Consider the following 13,836-nt stretch of genomic DNA (forward strand, 5'->3'; position numbering starts at 1 on the left):
CTTCGCAAAGGCAACGCTGTGATCCTCAAGAACCTCCTCCCCGGCAAGCTCGGCTTCGGCACCGCCCCGCTCGGCAACATGTTCCGCGCGATCCCCGACGAGCAGGCCCGCGCCACCGTCGAAGCCGCCTGGGACCAGGGCATCCGCTACTACGACACCGCCCCCTTCTACGGCGCCGGCCTCGCCGAGGAACGCCTGGGCGAGGTGCTCTCCACCAAGCCGCGCGACTCCTACGTGCTGTCCACCAAGGTCGGCCGGGTCATCCTCGACGAGCACGAGACGGACGTCCCCGACTTCGGTGAGAAGGGTGGCCTGTTCGAACACGGCAACCCGAACCGGATCGTCCACGAGTGGACCGCCGACGCCACCGAACGCTCCATCGAGGGCAGCCTCAAGCGCCTCGGCACCGACCGCCTCGACATCGTCTGGGTCCACGACATCGCCCAGGACTTCCACGGCGACGCCTGGCTCGCCAAGTTCGAAGAGGCCCGCACCGGCGCCTTCCGCGTGCTGTCCCGGCTGCGCGACGAGGGCGTCATCAAGGCCTGGGGCCTCGGCGTCAACAAGACCGAGCCGATCGAACTCACCCTCGCCCTCGACGAGCCGCAGCCCGACGGCTTCCTCCTCGCCGGCCGCTACACCCTGCTCGACCACGAGCACGCCCTCCAGCGCCTGCTGCCGATGGCGCAGGAACACGGCGCCGAGATGGTCGTCGGCGGCCCCTACAGCTCCGGCATCCTGGCCGGCGGCACCCACTTCGAGTACCAGCAGGCGCCCGCCGAGATCGTCGCGAAGGTCGCCCGGCTGAAGGCGCTCGCCGAGCAGCACGGCGTCGGCATCAAGTCCGCCGCGCTCCAGTTCTCCCTCGCCCACCCGGTGGCCGCCGCCGCCGTCCCCGGCGCGACCCGGCCCAGCCGGATCGCCGAGGACACCGCCGCGCTGAACGAGACCGTCCCCGCCGCGTTCTGGCGCGACCTGCGTGCCGCAGGCCTGGTCAGCGCCGCCGCCCCGCTGCCCGCGGGCGCCTGATTCCCGTCTCTCCCCGATCCAGGAGGATCGACCATGGCTTCCACCTCCGTCAGCCGCACCGTCCCCGCCACCCCCGCGCAGGTCTGGAACCTGATCGGCGGCTTCGACTCCCTCCCCGACTGGCTGCCCTACATCCCCGAGAGCACCGCCCTCGAAGGCGGCCGGGTCCGGCGCCTGACCAACCCCGACGGCGAGGTCATCGTCGAACGGCTCGTCGACTTCAACGAGGCCGAGCGGCACTACAGCTACGCCATCCTGCAGGCGCCGTTCCCGGTCGACGGCTACGTCTCGACCATCCGGGTCCACGCCGTCCCCGGCCGGGACGACCTCGCCGAGGTCCAGTGGTCCGGCCGCTTCAACCCCGTCGGCGCCACCGAACAGCAGGTCGTCGACCTGTTCACCGGCATCTACGCGGACGGCCTCGACGCCCTCCACCAGGCCCTCACCGCCTGACGCCGCACACCACCCGCACGGCCCGGACACGCACCCGCGTGGCCGGGCCGCGGCATGCCTGGCGGAGCCCACGACGTCCCCCGGGGCCGGGGGGTGGGGGAACGCGGGGCTAGACTGGCGGCGGTCGCGACGCCAGGGTGCGTCCGGAGTGTGAGGAGGTGAGAGCCGTGGAGTGCAGTAGTCCGGGTCGAAGTCGGCCCCGCTCCGGGAAGTTCTCACCCGCTCCCGGCCCCCGGACCCTCCGTCCACGCACCGCCCGCTGAACGCCCCGCGTTCCCCGGCCCTGCCACGCGGACGGACCACCGGGGCCGGCCGTCGCCCCCCGTGCGGGGTGTGACGGACCCAGACCCGTGGAGGTACCCCGCCATGTCCGACTGGCGTGTGCGCGCCGTGCGCGCAGGCAAGCGACCGTTCGGCCGCAGCCCCCGGCTCGTCTCCGACCACTCCGTGGCCCCCGAGCACTCGATGGACCCGCGCTCCGACCAGAACGCCGACGACCGCGAGCCCGCCACCGCGGAACGCTCCGTGGTCGACGCCGCCGTCTACCGCGACGGCCGCCGAATAGAGTCCCCCGCGAGCCTCGCCGAGATCTACCGCGACCTCCCCGGCAAGCCCGGCACCATGGCCTGGATCGGCCTCTACCGCCCCGCCGAAGCCCAACTCGTCGAAGCCGCCGAGAAGTTCGACCTGCACGAACTCGCCCTCGAGGACGCCATCGTCGCCCACCAGCGCCCCAAGCTGGAACGCTACGGCGACACCCTCTTCGTCGTGCTGCGCGCAGCCCGCTACCTCGACGACGTCGAAGAAGTCGACTTCGGCGAGATCCACCTCTTCGTCGGCCCCGACTTCGTGGTCACCGTCCGGCACTCCCAGTCGCCCGACCTCTCGAGGATCCGCGGCCGCCTCGAAGCCGACCCCGACCTGCTCGCCCTCGGCCCCGAAGCCGTCCTCTACGCCGTCCTGGACGCCGTCGTCGACGGCTACGCCCCCGTCATCGCCGGCCTCCAGCACGACATCGACGAAATCGAGACCGAAGTCTTCGGCGGCGACCCCCGCGTCTCCCGCCGCATCTACGAACTCTCCCGCGAAGTCATCGAACTCCAGCGCGCCACCGGCCCCCTCCTGGAAATCATGCGCGCCCTCGAAGCCGGCTTCCAGAAGTACGGCACCGACGAAGAACTCCAGCGCTACCTCCGCGACGTCGCCGACCACGCCACCTACGCCGCCGAACGCGTCGACGGCTTCCGCCAGATGCTCCAGAACATCCTCACCGTCAACGCCACCCTGGTCTCCCAGCGCCAGAACGAGGAAATGAAGCAACTCGCCGAAGCCGGCCACGTCCAGAACGACGAGATCAAGAAGATCTCCTCCTGGGCCGCCATCCTCTTCGCCCCCACCCTCATCGGCACCGTCTACGGCATGAACTTCGACGAAATGCCCGAACTCCACTGGGCCTTCGGCTACCCGTTCGCGATCGGCCTGATGGGTGTGGTCTGCGGGAGCCTCTACCTGATCTTCAAGAAGCGCAACTGGCTGTAGCCGCGGCGGCGGTCATCGCGGCCGACGACAGGAAACGGGCGGACAAGGACGAGGACCCGCTGCGCCGTAAACCGCTCCTCGCGCCACTGGCCCCTGCGGAGTCCGGGGACCTGACCGTCGCCATGTGGGATGTCCTGCACACCCTGGCGTCGGTGACCGCGCTGTCGGAGAAGGGTGCGGGGCGGGGGCTGGCGGAGCACTGGGGCGCACTCAACTACAACCAGGCGCTCGGCGTCGGCGGGCAGCTTCAACTGCTCGGCCCCGGCCAGTACCTCAAACTGACCGGCGAAGGCCGGGGGATAGGCGAGTACTACAAGCACCAGCAGTCGCGCGACCTCGGCACCGGGCTGGCCCTCACGATCGCCAAGCACGTGCTGGGGCAGCGGTACCCCGACCACTGCGTGTCGATCCTGCCCGCCGAGACGGTGCTGCGCGCGGGTCCGGTGCCGACCGACCGGCGGAAGAAGACGGGGGAGGGACGTACTTCCAGCCATCAGTACCGCCCGCAGTACCTGGCCGAGGTCTGGCGCCCCGGGGAGGCGTCCCTGGTGGTGCCGATCGTCTCCAAGGGCAACCACGGGAATGCCGTCAGGTCGGCCGAACAGCTCGCCTCCGCCTCCGCGCATGCCGAAGGGATGCACATCGGCGAGTGGAACGAGACCCAGGGGCTGCTGTTCAGCACGGAACTGGCGCGGGCCGGCGTGGTGACCGTGCACGCCCTTCAGGCCCCGGGCCGGGGCGGCTGGCTCCACCTGTCGGCCGGAGAACAGCCGGTGAGTCTGGACGGACAAGCCAGGGACCGGCCACCGGTCGAGGGCGGCCACGATGCCGCACCCGCGTGGCACCTCGGGCCCAAGGACTTCCGCTGGTTCCAGGAGGCCCTCGGTCGGACCGAGGCGGCCGGCCTGATGGCGTTCACCGACTCGGGCGACGGCACCGCGCAGTATCTGACGGACCCTCAGGGGGCCAAGCGCTTCGACGGCTACGAGCACGCCGCCGGCGTCGGCCGCCGGGGCATCGAGAAGACGCTCCTCGGAGTTCCGTACGTCGGCACCGATCACGTCTTCCGGCTGAACGGCCGCCGGGTCGAGGCGTACTCCGGTGTGGACGCGGAGCTGTTCGACCTGCTGAGGAGAGGGCGAGTGGAGGAGTATCGCGCCGCCGTGCATGAGACCTACAGAATCCGGCCCTGGCTCGGCCGGGACAAGGAGTGGGGCGGTCCCGTTTCCGTCCACCCGGACGGGTCGGTGTTCGCGATTCGGGTGATGCGGAGTCGGCCGTGCGACGGCTCCTGCGAGAAGTGACCGACCGTCACAGCGTCCAGTCCGGGCAGTACTGGACGTGGAGTTGGCGGGCGACGGGGGAGTGGCGGACGGCGTGGGGGTGCCGGGGGCGGCCACGAGTTCGGCGCACGTACAGGGCGATCCGTCCGGGGCCGGCGGCGGCCTGGATCACTCGGTGTGAGGTTGGGCCCGTGCGGACGCGCTGGACCGTCACCCGCTGCTTCATCGATCTCCCCCGAGGTGCTGGCAGATCGGACTGTAGTGGGTGACAGCCGGGTTTTCAGGCCGGGACGACCAGGGCCAGGTGGCCGTCGAGGCGGCGGTAGAGGAGGCGGCCGCGGCGGGTGGTGGGGTCGGTGAAGAAGAGGTAGGGGAGTTCGGCGGTGGTGAGGCGGGTGGCGGCCTGGGCGGCGGTGAGGGGTGGGGCGGGGTGGGGGCTGAGGGTGAGGGGGGTGGCGGGGTGGGTCGGGGGTGCGGCGGGGAGGGTGCGGGCCAGGCGGTAGCCGGTGGGGCCGACGCGGTGGACGACGGCGTCGGTCTCGGTGGCCGGGTCGGTGAAGAGGTGGATGTCGTAGTCCATGGCGTCCAGGGTGCGGACCGCCGCGTCGGGTGAACACCACACCAGCGGGGCCGACTTGATCCGGACGATGCGTTCGGTGCCGGTGGCCGGGACGCCGATCGCGCGGTCGTTCTCGGAGGGCCAGGGCCGGGGCCGCCAGCTGGAGGAGACGGTGCGGATGCGCCGGCTCAGCTCCTCGGCGAGCCGGTCGGCAGCGTCGCCGATGGTGCGCGCGGCCAGTTGGACCCGGACCCGGCGCCCGTCGACCTCGGCGTTGACCTGGGCGAGCACCCGTCCCGGCGCGCCGGCCAGGCGGATCCGGACGGCTTCGACCAGCGCGGAGGCGTCCCGCGCGACGGCGTTGACCCGGGCCCGGGCAAGGGCGGCCGCCTCGCCCGGCAGGCCGGCCGGGTGCAGGGGGATCGACTCGGCGACGTCCATGGCTGTGCTTCCTCCGGGGGGAGAAGGGGTTCAGTGCGGGCGGGTGCGGTTCAGGGCGACCAGCAGGATCAGCAGGCACAGGCCGACCGACCCGGCGACGGTCACCACCGCGGAGCCGGCCGGCCCGGGGCGTCCCGCCAGCAGGGTCGCGGCAGCGGTCGCGGCGGCGATCGCGAGTCCGCCGGTCACCCAGCCGACGGTGGCGGCGGAGGGGCGCACGCCGCGGACGGTCGGCAGGTCGTACGGCAGGCTGCCCCAGGCGCGGTCCTGTTCGCGCCGGTCGGCGCTCCTCTCGGCTGCGGCGAGGACCCGCAGCGCCGCACCCGACAGGGCACCGGTGAGGGCCGCCCCGAGCGGGACGTGCCAGCTGAGCGGGGTGGTGAGCAGGATCGCGGCGGCGGCCAGTCCGGACCACCAGAGCAGGCAGCCGGTGGCGGCGAGGCGGGCGGCGCGCGGGCGGTCCGCGCCGGCCCGGAGGTCGAGCAGCGCGGGCAGGTACCAGGCGCTGCCGGCGGCGGTGAGTGCGGCGGTGCCGAGGGCCAGGACGGGGTGGGCCATGGCGGGTCCTCCAGAGCTGAGGGGTGCCGTCCCCGCCCCGCCCGTGCCGGGAGATACGGCGGGGCGGGGACGGCGGTTGTGGGTCCGCCGGCCCGGGAGCGGGGGCCGGCGGGGGTTGCAACGGTCAGTCCTCGGAGGAGGACGCGGCGAGCTTTCGGCGGTCGCGCTCCGAGAGGGAGAGCTTGGCCGGGGTGACGTCGCCGAGGTGCGGAGCCGGCTTGCCGTGGTTCTCGATGTAGTCGAGCGCGGCGATCTCCGGGTGGTGCAGGTCGAACGCCGGGGACTCCGAGCGGATCTTCGGCAGCTTGCTGAAGTTGTGCCGCGGCGGCGGGCAGGAGGTCGCCCACTCGAGCGAACGGCCCCAGCCCCACGGGTCGTCGGCGTTGACCTTCTCGCCGTACTTGGCGGTCTTCCACACGTTGTAGATGAACGGGAGGATCGACAGGCCGAGCAGGAACGAGCCGATGGTGGAGATCATGTTGAGCGTGGTGAAGCCGTCCGCGGCCAGGTAGTCGGCGTAGCGGCGCGGCATGCCCTGGGCGCCCAGCCAGTGCTGGACCAGGAAGGTGAGGTGGAAGCCGATGGTGAGCGTCCAGAAGGTGATCTTGCCGAGGCGCTCGTCCAGCATCTTGCCGGTGAACTTCGGCCACCAGAAGTGGAAGCCGGCGAACATCGCGTACACCACGGTGCCGAACAGCGTGTAGTGGAAGTGCGCGACCACGAAGTACGAGTCGGAGACGTGGAAGTCCAGCACCGGCGCGGCCAGCAGCACGCCCGTCAGACCGCCGAACAGGAAGGTGACGAGGAAGCCCGTCGCCCACAGCATCGGTGTCTCGAAGGACAGTGAGCCCTTCCACATGGTGCCGACCCAGTTGAAGAACTTCACACCGGTCGGGACCGCGATCAGGAAGGTCATGAACGAGAAGAACGGCAACAGCACCTGGCCGGTGACGTACATGTGGTGCGCCCACACCGTCACCGACAGGCCGGCGATCGCGATGGTGGCGGCGATCAGGCCCGAGTAGCCGAACATCGGCTTGCGGCTGAACACCGGGACGATCTCCGAGACGATGCCGAAGAACGGCAGCGCCAGGATGTACACCTCGGGGTGGCCGAAGAACCAGAACAGGTGCTGCCACAGCATCGGCCCGCCGTTCATCGGGTCGAAGACGTGCGACCCGAACTTGCGGTCCATCTCCAGGGCGAGCAGCGCGGCCGCCAGCACCGGGAAGACCATCAGCACGAGCAGCGAGGTCAGCAGCACGTTCCAGGCGAAGATCGACATCCGGAACATCGTCATGCCGGGCGCGCGCATGCAGATGATCGTGGTGATGAAGTTGACCGCGCCGAGCACGCTGCCGAAGCCGCTGAACGCCACACCCATGATCCACATGTCGGCGCCGACGCCGGGGGAGTGGATGGCGTCGGACAGCGGCGCGTAGGCGAACCAGCCGAAGTCGGCCGCGCCCTGCGGGGTGAGGAAGCCGGCCGCCGCGATCAGCGAGCCGAACATGAACATCCAGTACGACAGCATGTTCAGCCGCGGGAACGCCACGTCGGGCGCGCCGATCTGCAGCGGCATGATCCAGTTCGCGAAACCGGTGAACAGCGGCATCGCGAACAGCAGCAGCATGACCGAGCCATGCATGGTGAACGCCTGGTTGAACTGCTCGTTGGAGAGGATCTGCGTCCCCGGGCGGGCCAGCTCCGCCCGCATCACCAACGCCAGCACGCCGCCGATCAGGAAGAACGCGAATGCGCTGACCAGATACATCGTGCCGATCGTCTTGTGATCGGTTGTGGTGAGCATCCGCACTATCGCGCTGCCCGGTGTGCGTCGTGGAGCGGACTCAGCCGTCCCTCGACTCGCCTCGATGGCAGCCATCGGCCGCCCTCCTTCGTCCTTGCCGAACCTGGTGGCGCCGCCGCCCGACGGGCCGTCACCCGCCATGACAGGAGACGGACGACGCGACGCCCGCGATCGGGCGGCGGCGCAATGCCGGACCACCCGGTCCGCGGGGTGCTTCCGGGGAGTGGAGCACCTTCGCCGAGCGGCGGCGCTCCATGCTCGTTCGTGGGCGGGTCCGGGCCCCAGGGCCGATGGTCCCGCCCCTGGCGGCCCGACGTCCCCGGTCCACGGGCCCCTCCGAGCCGAACGGCCCGGGGGCGGGAGGGACTGACGGACCACCAGGGACCACCAGATCAGGGGCCGGGCGGGCGCGAATGTGCGGCGCCATCGGCACAGCGGGGACGCGGACGGGGCGTCGAGGGGACGCGGGAGGGGTGTCGAGGGGGCGCGGGAGGGGCGCCGGGTGGTGCTGCGGGGACGCGAACGGGCGCCGGGTGGTGCTGCGGGGACGCGAACGGGCGTCGCAGGGACGCCCGTTGGGTGCGCAGGGGTGCGGACTGTGCGCCGCAGGAGGGTGGACGGGCCGTCAGGCCGCGACGGGGTGGTGGTGGCTGTGGCGGGCGTCCGCGCCGTGCAGCGTGCGCAGGCCGGCCATCAGCAGCGCCGGGTCCTGACGCAGCCACAGCCGGACCGCCGCGCCCAGCGCCTCGCACGGGGTGCGCGGGCGGACGCCGCTCAGCTCCGTCATCCGGTCGGCCAGCGCGGGCAGCAGTTCGGCCAGCTCCGGCGGCAGCCACACCGTCACCGCGCAGGGCGCGAACCGCCGAAGCTCGTCGGCGAGTTGGGGCGTGCCGCCGGTGAGCACGAAGGGCAGTACGTCCAGCAGGGCGTCCGACACCACCTCGGACACGTCGCCGCGGTGTCCGTGTGCCAGACGCCGTAGCAGCGTCCGGTCCTGGGTGGTGAGTCGGACAGCCAGCATGACCTCGTCGGTTTCCATCGCTCGGCCTCTCCGGGCACCCACGCCCAACCCGACCGGCCCGCCGAATGCGGGCCGGACACAGACAACGCTGACCTGTTGACCTGGGTGTCACTGTCCCCAAGTCGGAAACGGCGGGGGAAGGGCCGAACGGCCCCGTCCGCCGGGGCCTGACGGCGGGCCGACCCGCCAATGGGCCGCCTTTGGGCCGTCTTTGGACCGCCTTCCGGTCGCCTTCCGGTCGCCTTCCGGTCGCCGTCCGGCCGCCCCGGGCCGTCAGTGCTCGGCGCGGGTCACCCCGTCGTAGCGGATCCGCTCGTCCGGGACACCCGCGTCCAGCAGCAGCGAACGCGCCACGGCGACCATCCGCGGCGGGCCGCTGAGCAGCGCCAGCCCCGGCACGCTCTGGTGGCCGCGGAGCATGGCCGCCAGTCCCTCCAGGTCCGGGCCGAGCACCGGCGTCAGCTCCAACCAGGAACGGTTGGCGGCGAGTTCGACCAGCGACGGCCAGTCGTACAGCTCCTCCCGGCCGCGCGCCGCGACCACCAGCCGCACCCGGCGGCCGCGGGCCCGGTGTGCCGCCGCGAACTCCTCCGCCAGCGCCTTCATCGGCGCCAGGCCCGTCCCGCCGCCGACCATCAGCACGTCGCCGTGCAGGTCCGCCCCGTCGAAGTCGAGCGAGAGCGAGCCGCGCGGCGGCCCCACCCGGACCTGGTCGCCGACACCCGTGCCCTCCACCAGTGCCGCGCTCAGCCCGCCCGGCGAGGTCCGGCGAACGTGGAACTCCAGCACCCGGTCCTCGCGCGGCGCGCACGCCACCGAGTACGGCCGCCAACTGTGCGGCAGCAACGGCGACTCCAGCGCCGCGTACTGCCCCGCCCGATACGGGTACGGCTCGCCGGTGCGCACCCGCAGCACCGCCAGGTCCGGGCGGCGCCGCTCGTGCCCGACCACCTCGCCGTGCCAGAACGGCGGCTCGGTGGCCGCGCCCTCCGCGCCCGCGACCATCGCCGCCACCGCGAACCGCAGCATCCGCGTCCAGGCCTCCTCGACCTGCACCGTCCAGGCGCGCCCGCCGCGCACCCGCAGCGCGGTGATCAGCGACTCCTCGAACGCCTCGTAGTGCGCCGGCCACACCCCGAGCTTGCGGTGGTCCGCGCCCAGCGCCCGCAGCCTGGCGTCGAGTTCGACGGGGCGGTCGAGGTGGTCGATCAGGTGCTGGAACATGTGCCCCAGGTGCTGGCGCTGGAACTCCATCGACTCCGGGAACAGCCGCCGCAGGAACGGCCGCCGGACGAACATCGCGTCGTACAGCACCTCGATCAGTGCGTCGAACGGCAGCAGCGGCGCCAGGTGGCTCACGATCAGGTCCCGGTCCCCGGGCTCCGGAAGCTGCACAGCCGGCCGCCGCGGGCCGGATGACTGTCCGGTCGGGGAGAGGATGCTGCGGCGCAATCGCATCGCGTGGTGGCGGGCGAGCAGGCGATCGTACTCCGGGCTGAAAGCGTCCTCGTCGTGGGAGCCGATGGGGGTGGGGGTGAGGGTGGCGGTGCGCGGAGCGCCGCTGCTGGTGTACTCCATGAACGTCAGGTTAACCACCCGCGAAGATGAGTTGATCATGGACTGTTCGGCCGCCCGGAGGAGGGACGTTCGGCCCTTGACCTGGTGCGATGCCTGCTGTCGAGGGGTTGTCGACGGGCTCGCCGCGGACGGTGCGGCGGGCCGTGGGGTGGGCTGTGGGGCGGTGGCGGTGGCGGGCGGTTCGGCCCGGGGGCTCGGGGGTGTCCTACGCTGGACAGCATGTCGAACCCCGATGGGCTGCTCGTCGAGATCGCCGCGATGGTCGAATCCGAGCACAGCAACCAGATGTCCCTCACGGTGGTCGTCCCAGGCGCCGTGATCACCGGCAGGCTCGCCCCTGTGGCCCTGTGGTGGGAACGCGTGGCCGACGTCCTCCAGGCCTCCGACCACCTGAAGCCCTTTGCCGCCCTTTTCGCCCCACCCGCCGAAGCCCCGCCGGCCCGCCCCACCCACCTCCACCTGCACCGCGCGAGGATCCTCCAGGGCGACTTCGGCCTCCCGCACACCGGCGGCATGTACCGCATCGCGATCGGCGACATCAGCGCCTGGTCGGTCGGAGACCTCAGCTACTCCGACGCCTGAGCGCGACCGGCACGGCCCCGCCGTGAACGTCCGTCCCGCGGTGGTGAATTGAGGCGTCCTGCCGGGCCGGATTCCGTCCGGCCTCGGTGCCTTCTGCCGGGTCACCGGGGGCACGTTCACGCGGCGGCTCGGGCCAGTCGGGCGACCAGGTCGACCGCGCGGGCCGCGCCGTCCTCCTTCGCCATCCGGTCGGCTGCCGCTGCCGCGTGTTCCCGGTGGGAGGGTTCGGCGACCGCCAGGCGGATCGCGGCGGCGAGGCGGTCCGCCGTGAGACCGGCGAACGGGATCGGGGCCACCGCGGCGCCGATTGCCGTCAACCGGCGGGCCCAGAACGGCTGATCGGCCGTCACCGGGACGGGGACCGAGGGTGCTCCGGCGCGGAGCGTCGCCGCTGCGGTGCCCGCGCCCGCGTGGTGGACGACGGCTGCCATCCGGGGGAAGAGCGCGGCGTGGTCGAGCCGGCCCACCGTGAGGACGTCGTCCGCGTCCGCCGTCAGGCCCGCCCAGCCGGCCTGGAGGACGCCCCGCCGGCCCGCCGTGCGCAGCGCCTCCACCGCGAGGCGACCCAGGCGCTCGCCCTGGCCCGCGCCCATGCTGCCGAATCCGATGAACACCGGGGCCGGGCCGGCCGCGAGGAACTCCTCTACTACGGAGGGGAGTTCACCGGTGGGGGCCGGCCACCAGTTGCCCACCACCTCCAGCCCCGGCCGCCAGTCCGCCGGGCGGCGGACCAGCGCGGTGCTGAACCCGTGCAGCGCCGGCCACTGCTCGCGGACCAGCCTGCGGCGCATCGCCGCCCCGGAGAGCGGCGGCAGGTCGAGCCGGGCCCGCAGCTCCGCCACGGCGTCCCGGTGCAGCCGGTCGACCACCCCCAGCGCGGCCCGTCCCGCCGCCCGGTTCCCCCACCGTCCGAGCGACCTGGTGCCACCCACCACCGGCCCGAACTCCCCCGTGGGCTCCACCGGTTGGAGGTACACGCCCGCACTGGCCGCCCCCAGCGCCTCCGCCACGTGCCACCCCAGCGGCGCCGTCGACGTGGACAGCAGCAGCACGTCCGCCCCCGGCTCGGCCACCTCCGCGATCCCGCGCCCGAGCTCCCCGACGAACTCCTTCGCCCGGCGCAGCATCCCACCCCGGCCCTGCCCGCCCCGGCCCTGCCCGCCCTGGGGGTCACCCGGCAGCGGCCGGAACTCCAGCCCGCACCCCTCCACCATCGTCCGGTAGTTGTCGTGCGTGGCCAGCGCGACCTCGTGCCCCGCCTCCGCCAGCCGGACGCCGAGGCCCGTGTACGGTGCGACGTCGCCGTGCGAACCCGCCGCCGTGATCAGAATGCGCATCTGTGCTTCAACCCTCCATGATGCGACGGGCGTTGGCCTCGATCGCGGCGTGCAGGAACTGCGCCAGCCCGGGCAGCTGCTCGGACGGCGGGACGAGCATCGCGAACGCCCGCGGATCGGTCAGGTAGTCGCCCGCGATCATCCGGTGCGACTCCGGCGGACACGCCGTGAACCACCGCTCCACATGCGCCCGGTGCTGCTCCGCGAGATCCATCGCCCGCTCACCCCCGGCCGGCTGACCGTCCTCGAACGCGACGATCAACTCCCGCCGCCACGCGGCCGATTCGGCCATCAGCTGCCGCCAGTCCTCCTTGCTGTGCCGGGCCGCCCGCTCCATCGACTCCCGCTGCCGCGCACTGTCCGCCCACTTCAGCTGCGCGTCCGTCGCATAGCTCAGATCCCAGCGAACCTCACCGAAGATGTCGAACCGCTCCTCCGGCGAGAGCCGCACGCCCGTCCGTTCCATCTCGATGGCCTGCTCGGCGACTTCCACCATTCGCTGCAACTTGGCTATCTGTTCATTGAGTTGACGGTGCCGTTCGCGCAGCGGGCCGAGCGCGGTGGCTTGCGGGTCGGTCAGGATGCTGCGGATCTCCTCCACCGGGAAGTCGAGCTCCCGGTAGAACAGAATCTGCTGGAGCCGCGCCAAATCCCGGTCGTTGTACAGCCGATATCCTGCCGTACTCCGCTCACTCGGCGAAAGCAATCCTTCCCGGTCGTAATAGTGCAAAGTCCGCACCGTTATCCCCGCGAATCCCGCCACCTGCCCCACCGAATAACTCGCGCCGCGCTCAGTCACACCCGTCTCCTCTCGCGCACCCCCATGCTGAACCCTGACGCCAGGAGAGGGTCAACCCGTCGGCCCCGCACGCCCCTTCCGGAGGGTGCGCGGCTGCGGTGCAGGCCGGTGACGTACCCGCGTTCAGGAGCGTGGCGGGCCAGCCACGATCCGCGTCCTCCGCACCGGTGTGTCGTCCCCGACTCCGAAGCCGGGTAGCTCGGTCGGGCGAGCCGGGCGCGCGGCGCGGCCGGTGACGGGGCAGCGGCGGGTACGGTCCGGCCGTGACCACCTACCCCGCTCCCACCGCTCCCACTGCTCCCACCGCTCCCGCCGATCGACCGCACCGCGGTATCTGGGCCTGGCTGGCAACCGGCATCGCCACCGCGGCAGCGGCGGCGGTGTGGGCCTGCCTCGTTGCCGGGCTCGCCCCCGGCCTTCGTGCCACGGGATTCGGGCCCGTGGAGGCCTGGGCCGTGGCCGCGGTCCTGCCGGCCCTCGCCGCTTTCGCCGTCCGGCAGCGGCTGCTGCTGGTCCCCGTCGGTGTGCTGACGGTCGTGCTGCACCACCATGCCTGGCATCAGCAGCAGGGCCCTGAGTTCGGCTGGGGCTGGTTCCCCGCGTTGGGCGAATCCTCCTGCGTGCTGTTCCTCGGCGTCGCGCTGCCGTGGATGGTCCACCTGCTCCCGGCGCTCTCACGCGCCGAGCAGAACTGACGGTCCGTCGCCCAAGCGGCTTCCGTCGCCGGCCGTTCGGCCGCTGACCGCCTCGATCCGGCCAACCCGCCTGCACTCCCGGCCGGTTGGGCCTGAATCCGACCGCAGGAAGCCGCCACCCCCTTACGATCACCGCCAGCAGCCTGGTCCGG

14 protein-coding genes are annotated in these 13,836 nt (G+C 72.4%); 6 read left to right on the plus strand and 8 right to left on the minus strand.

Going from position 1 to position 13,836, the window contains the following annotated elements:
• Positions 1-18 precede the first annotated feature (18 nt).
• The 4 genes from ACFYS8_RS34420 to ACFYS8_RS34435 all read left to right on the plus strand — a co-directional run bounded on the left by ACFYS8_RS34420 (position 19) and on the right by ACFYS8_RS34435 (position 4,325).
• Entirely contained in the window at positions 19-1,029 is a 1,011-nt protein-coding gene (locus ACFYS8_RS34420; RefSeq protein ID WP_387649001.1) for an aldo/keto reductase, read from the plus strand.
• A gap of 33 nt (positions 1,030-1,062) precedes the next feature.
• Positions 1,063-1,482 (plus strand): SRPBCC family protein, encoded by a 420-nt coding sequence (locus ACFYS8_RS34425; protein ID WP_387649004.1) that lies wholly within the window; start codon positions 1,063-1,065, stop codon positions 1,480-1,482.
• A 366-nt stretch (positions 1,483-1,848) separates the two neighbouring features.
• The gene (locus tag ACFYS8_RS34430) at positions 1,849-3,021 is read left to right on the plus strand and encodes a magnesium and cobalt transport protein CorA (RefSeq protein ID WP_387649006.1); all 1,173 of its coding nucleotides are present in this window, start codon (positions 1,849-1,851) and stop codon (positions 3,019-3,021) included.
• A gap of 122 nt (positions 3,022-3,143) precedes the next feature.
• Positions 3,144-4,325 carry a hypothetical protein gene (locus ACFYS8_RS34435; RefSeq protein WP_387649009.1) on the plus strand — a complete coding sequence of 394 codons (1,182 nt, stop codon included), beginning with the start codon at positions 3,144-3,146 and terminating at the stop codon, positions 4,323-4,325.
• A gap of 7 nt (positions 4,326-4,332) precedes the next feature.
• Here the strand turns inward: ACFYS8_RS34435 and ACFYS8_RS34440 are convergent, their stop codons facing one another.
• From ACFYS8_RS34440 to ACFYS8_RS34465, 6 genes are all read right to left on the minus strand, one after another.
• Positions 4,333-4,476, minus strand: coding sequence for a hypothetical protein (locus tag ACFYS8_RS34440; protein WP_387649011.1), 144 nt, complete (start codon positions 4,474-4,476; stop codon positions 4,333-4,335).
• 108 nt (positions 4,477-4,584) lie between these two features.
• Positions 4,585-5,304 (minus strand): sigma 54 modulation/S30EA ribosomal C-terminal domain-containing protein, encoded by a 720-nt coding sequence (locus ACFYS8_RS34445; RefSeq protein ID WP_387649013.1) that lies wholly within the window; start codon positions 5,302-5,304, stop codon positions 4,585-4,587.
• 30 nt (positions 5,305-5,334) lie between these two features.
• On the minus strand, positions 5,335-5,862 hold the full coding sequence (locus tag ACFYS8_RS34450) for a hypothetical protein (protein ID WP_387649016.1): 528 nt from the start codon (positions 5,860-5,862) through the stop codon (positions 5,335-5,337).
• Between the two features lie 124 nt (positions 5,863-5,986).
• Entirely contained in the window at positions 5,987-7,747 is a 1,761-nt protein-coding gene (gene ctaD / locus ACFYS8_RS34455; RefSeq protein ID WP_387649019.1) for a cytochrome c oxidase subunit I, read from the minus strand.
• A 550-nt stretch (positions 7,748-8,297) separates the two neighbouring features.
• The gene (locus tag ACFYS8_RS34460) at positions 8,298-8,711 is read right to left on the minus strand and encodes a hypothetical protein (protein WP_387649022.1); all 414 of its coding nucleotides are present in this window, start codon (positions 8,709-8,711) and stop codon (positions 8,298-8,300) included.
• Between the two features lie 255 nt (positions 8,712-8,966).
• On the minus strand, positions 8,967-10,271 hold the full coding sequence (locus ACFYS8_RS34465; protein WP_387649025.1) for a globin domain-containing protein: 1,305 nt from the start codon (positions 10,269-10,271) through the stop codon (positions 8,967-8,969).
• Between the two features lie 219 nt (positions 10,272-10,490).
• On the opposite strand from ACFYS8_RS34465, the gene ACFYS8_RS34470 reads away from it, so the two are divergent.
• On the plus strand, positions 10,491-10,853 hold the full coding sequence (locus ACFYS8_RS34470; protein WP_387649027.1) for a hypothetical protein: 363 nt from the start codon (positions 10,491-10,493) through the stop codon (positions 10,851-10,853).
• Between the two features lie 116 nt (positions 10,854-10,969).
• Here the strand turns inward: ACFYS8_RS34470 and ACFYS8_RS34475 are convergent, their stop codons facing one another.
• Both ACFYS8_RS34475 and ACFYS8_RS34480 read right to left on the minus strand, forming a co-directional pair.
• Positions 10,970-12,190, minus strand: coding sequence for a glycosyltransferase (locus ACFYS8_RS34475; protein WP_387649030.1), 1,221 nt, complete (start codon positions 12,188-12,190; stop codon positions 10,970-10,972).
• Between the two features lie 7 nt (positions 12,191-12,197).
• Positions 12,198-12,989, minus strand: a complete 792-nt coding sequence (locus ACFYS8_RS34480) for a MerR family transcriptional regulator (protein WP_387649032.1) — start codon at positions 12,987-12,989, stop codon at positions 12,198-12,200.
• 263 nt (positions 12,990-13,252) lie between these two features.
• Between ACFYS8_RS34480 and ACFYS8_RS34485 the strand changes: the two genes are divergently transcribed.
• Entirely contained in the window at positions 13,253-13,684 is a 432-nt protein-coding gene (locus ACFYS8_RS34485; RefSeq protein ID WP_387649034.1) for a hypothetical protein, read from the plus strand.
• The last annotated feature ends 152 nt before the right edge of the window (positions 13,685-13,836 follow it).

This window comes from Kitasatospora sp. NPDC004615 (assembly GCF_042873545.1).
Lineage (GTDB): Bacteria > Actinomycetota > Actinomycetes > Streptomycetales > Streptomycetaceae > Kitasatospora.

Excerpts from the sequence above, each read along its gene's own strand:
- ACFYS8_RS34425 (WP_387649004.1), top strand. The coding sequence starts at position 1,063 with ATGGCTTCCACCTCCGTCAGCCGCACCGTCCCCGCCACCCCCGCGCAG.
- ACFYS8_RS34430 (WP_387649006.1), top strand. The coding sequence starts at position 1,849 with ATGTCCGACTGGCGTGTGCGCGCCGTGCGCGCAGGCAAGCGACCGTTC.
- ACFYS8_RS34435 (WP_387649009.1), top strand. The coding sequence starts at position 3,144 with ATGTGGGATGTCCTGCACACCCTGGCGTCGGTGACCGCGCTGTCGGAG.
- ACFYS8_RS34445 (WP_387649013.1), bottom strand. The coding sequence starts at position 5,304 with ATGGACGTCGCCGAGTCGATCCCCCTGCACCCGGCCGGCCTGCCGGGC.
- ACFYS8_RS34450 (WP_387649016.1), bottom strand. The coding sequence starts at position 5,862 with ATGGCCCACCCCGTCCTGGCCCTCGGCACCGCCGCACTCACCGCCGCC.
- ctaD (WP_387649019.1), bottom strand. The coding sequence starts at position 7,747 with ATGGCTGCCATCGAGGCGAGTCGAGGGACGGCTGAGTCCGCTCCACGA.
- ACFYS8_RS34460 (WP_387649022.1), bottom strand. The coding sequence starts at position 8,711 with ATGGAAACCGACGAGGTCATGCTGGCTGTCCGACTCACCACCCAGGAC.
- ACFYS8_RS34465 (WP_387649025.1), bottom strand. The coding sequence starts at position 10,271 with ATGGAGTACACCAGCAGCGGCGCTCCGCGCACCGCCACCCTCACCCCC.
- ACFYS8_RS34470 (WP_387649027.1), top strand. The coding sequence starts at position 10,491 with ATGTCGAACCCCGATGGGCTGCTCGTCGAGATCGCCGCGATGGTCGAA.
- ACFYS8_RS34475 (WP_387649030.1), bottom strand. The coding sequence starts at position 12,190 with ATGCGCATTCTGATCACGGCGGCGGGTTCGCACGGCGACGTCGCACCG.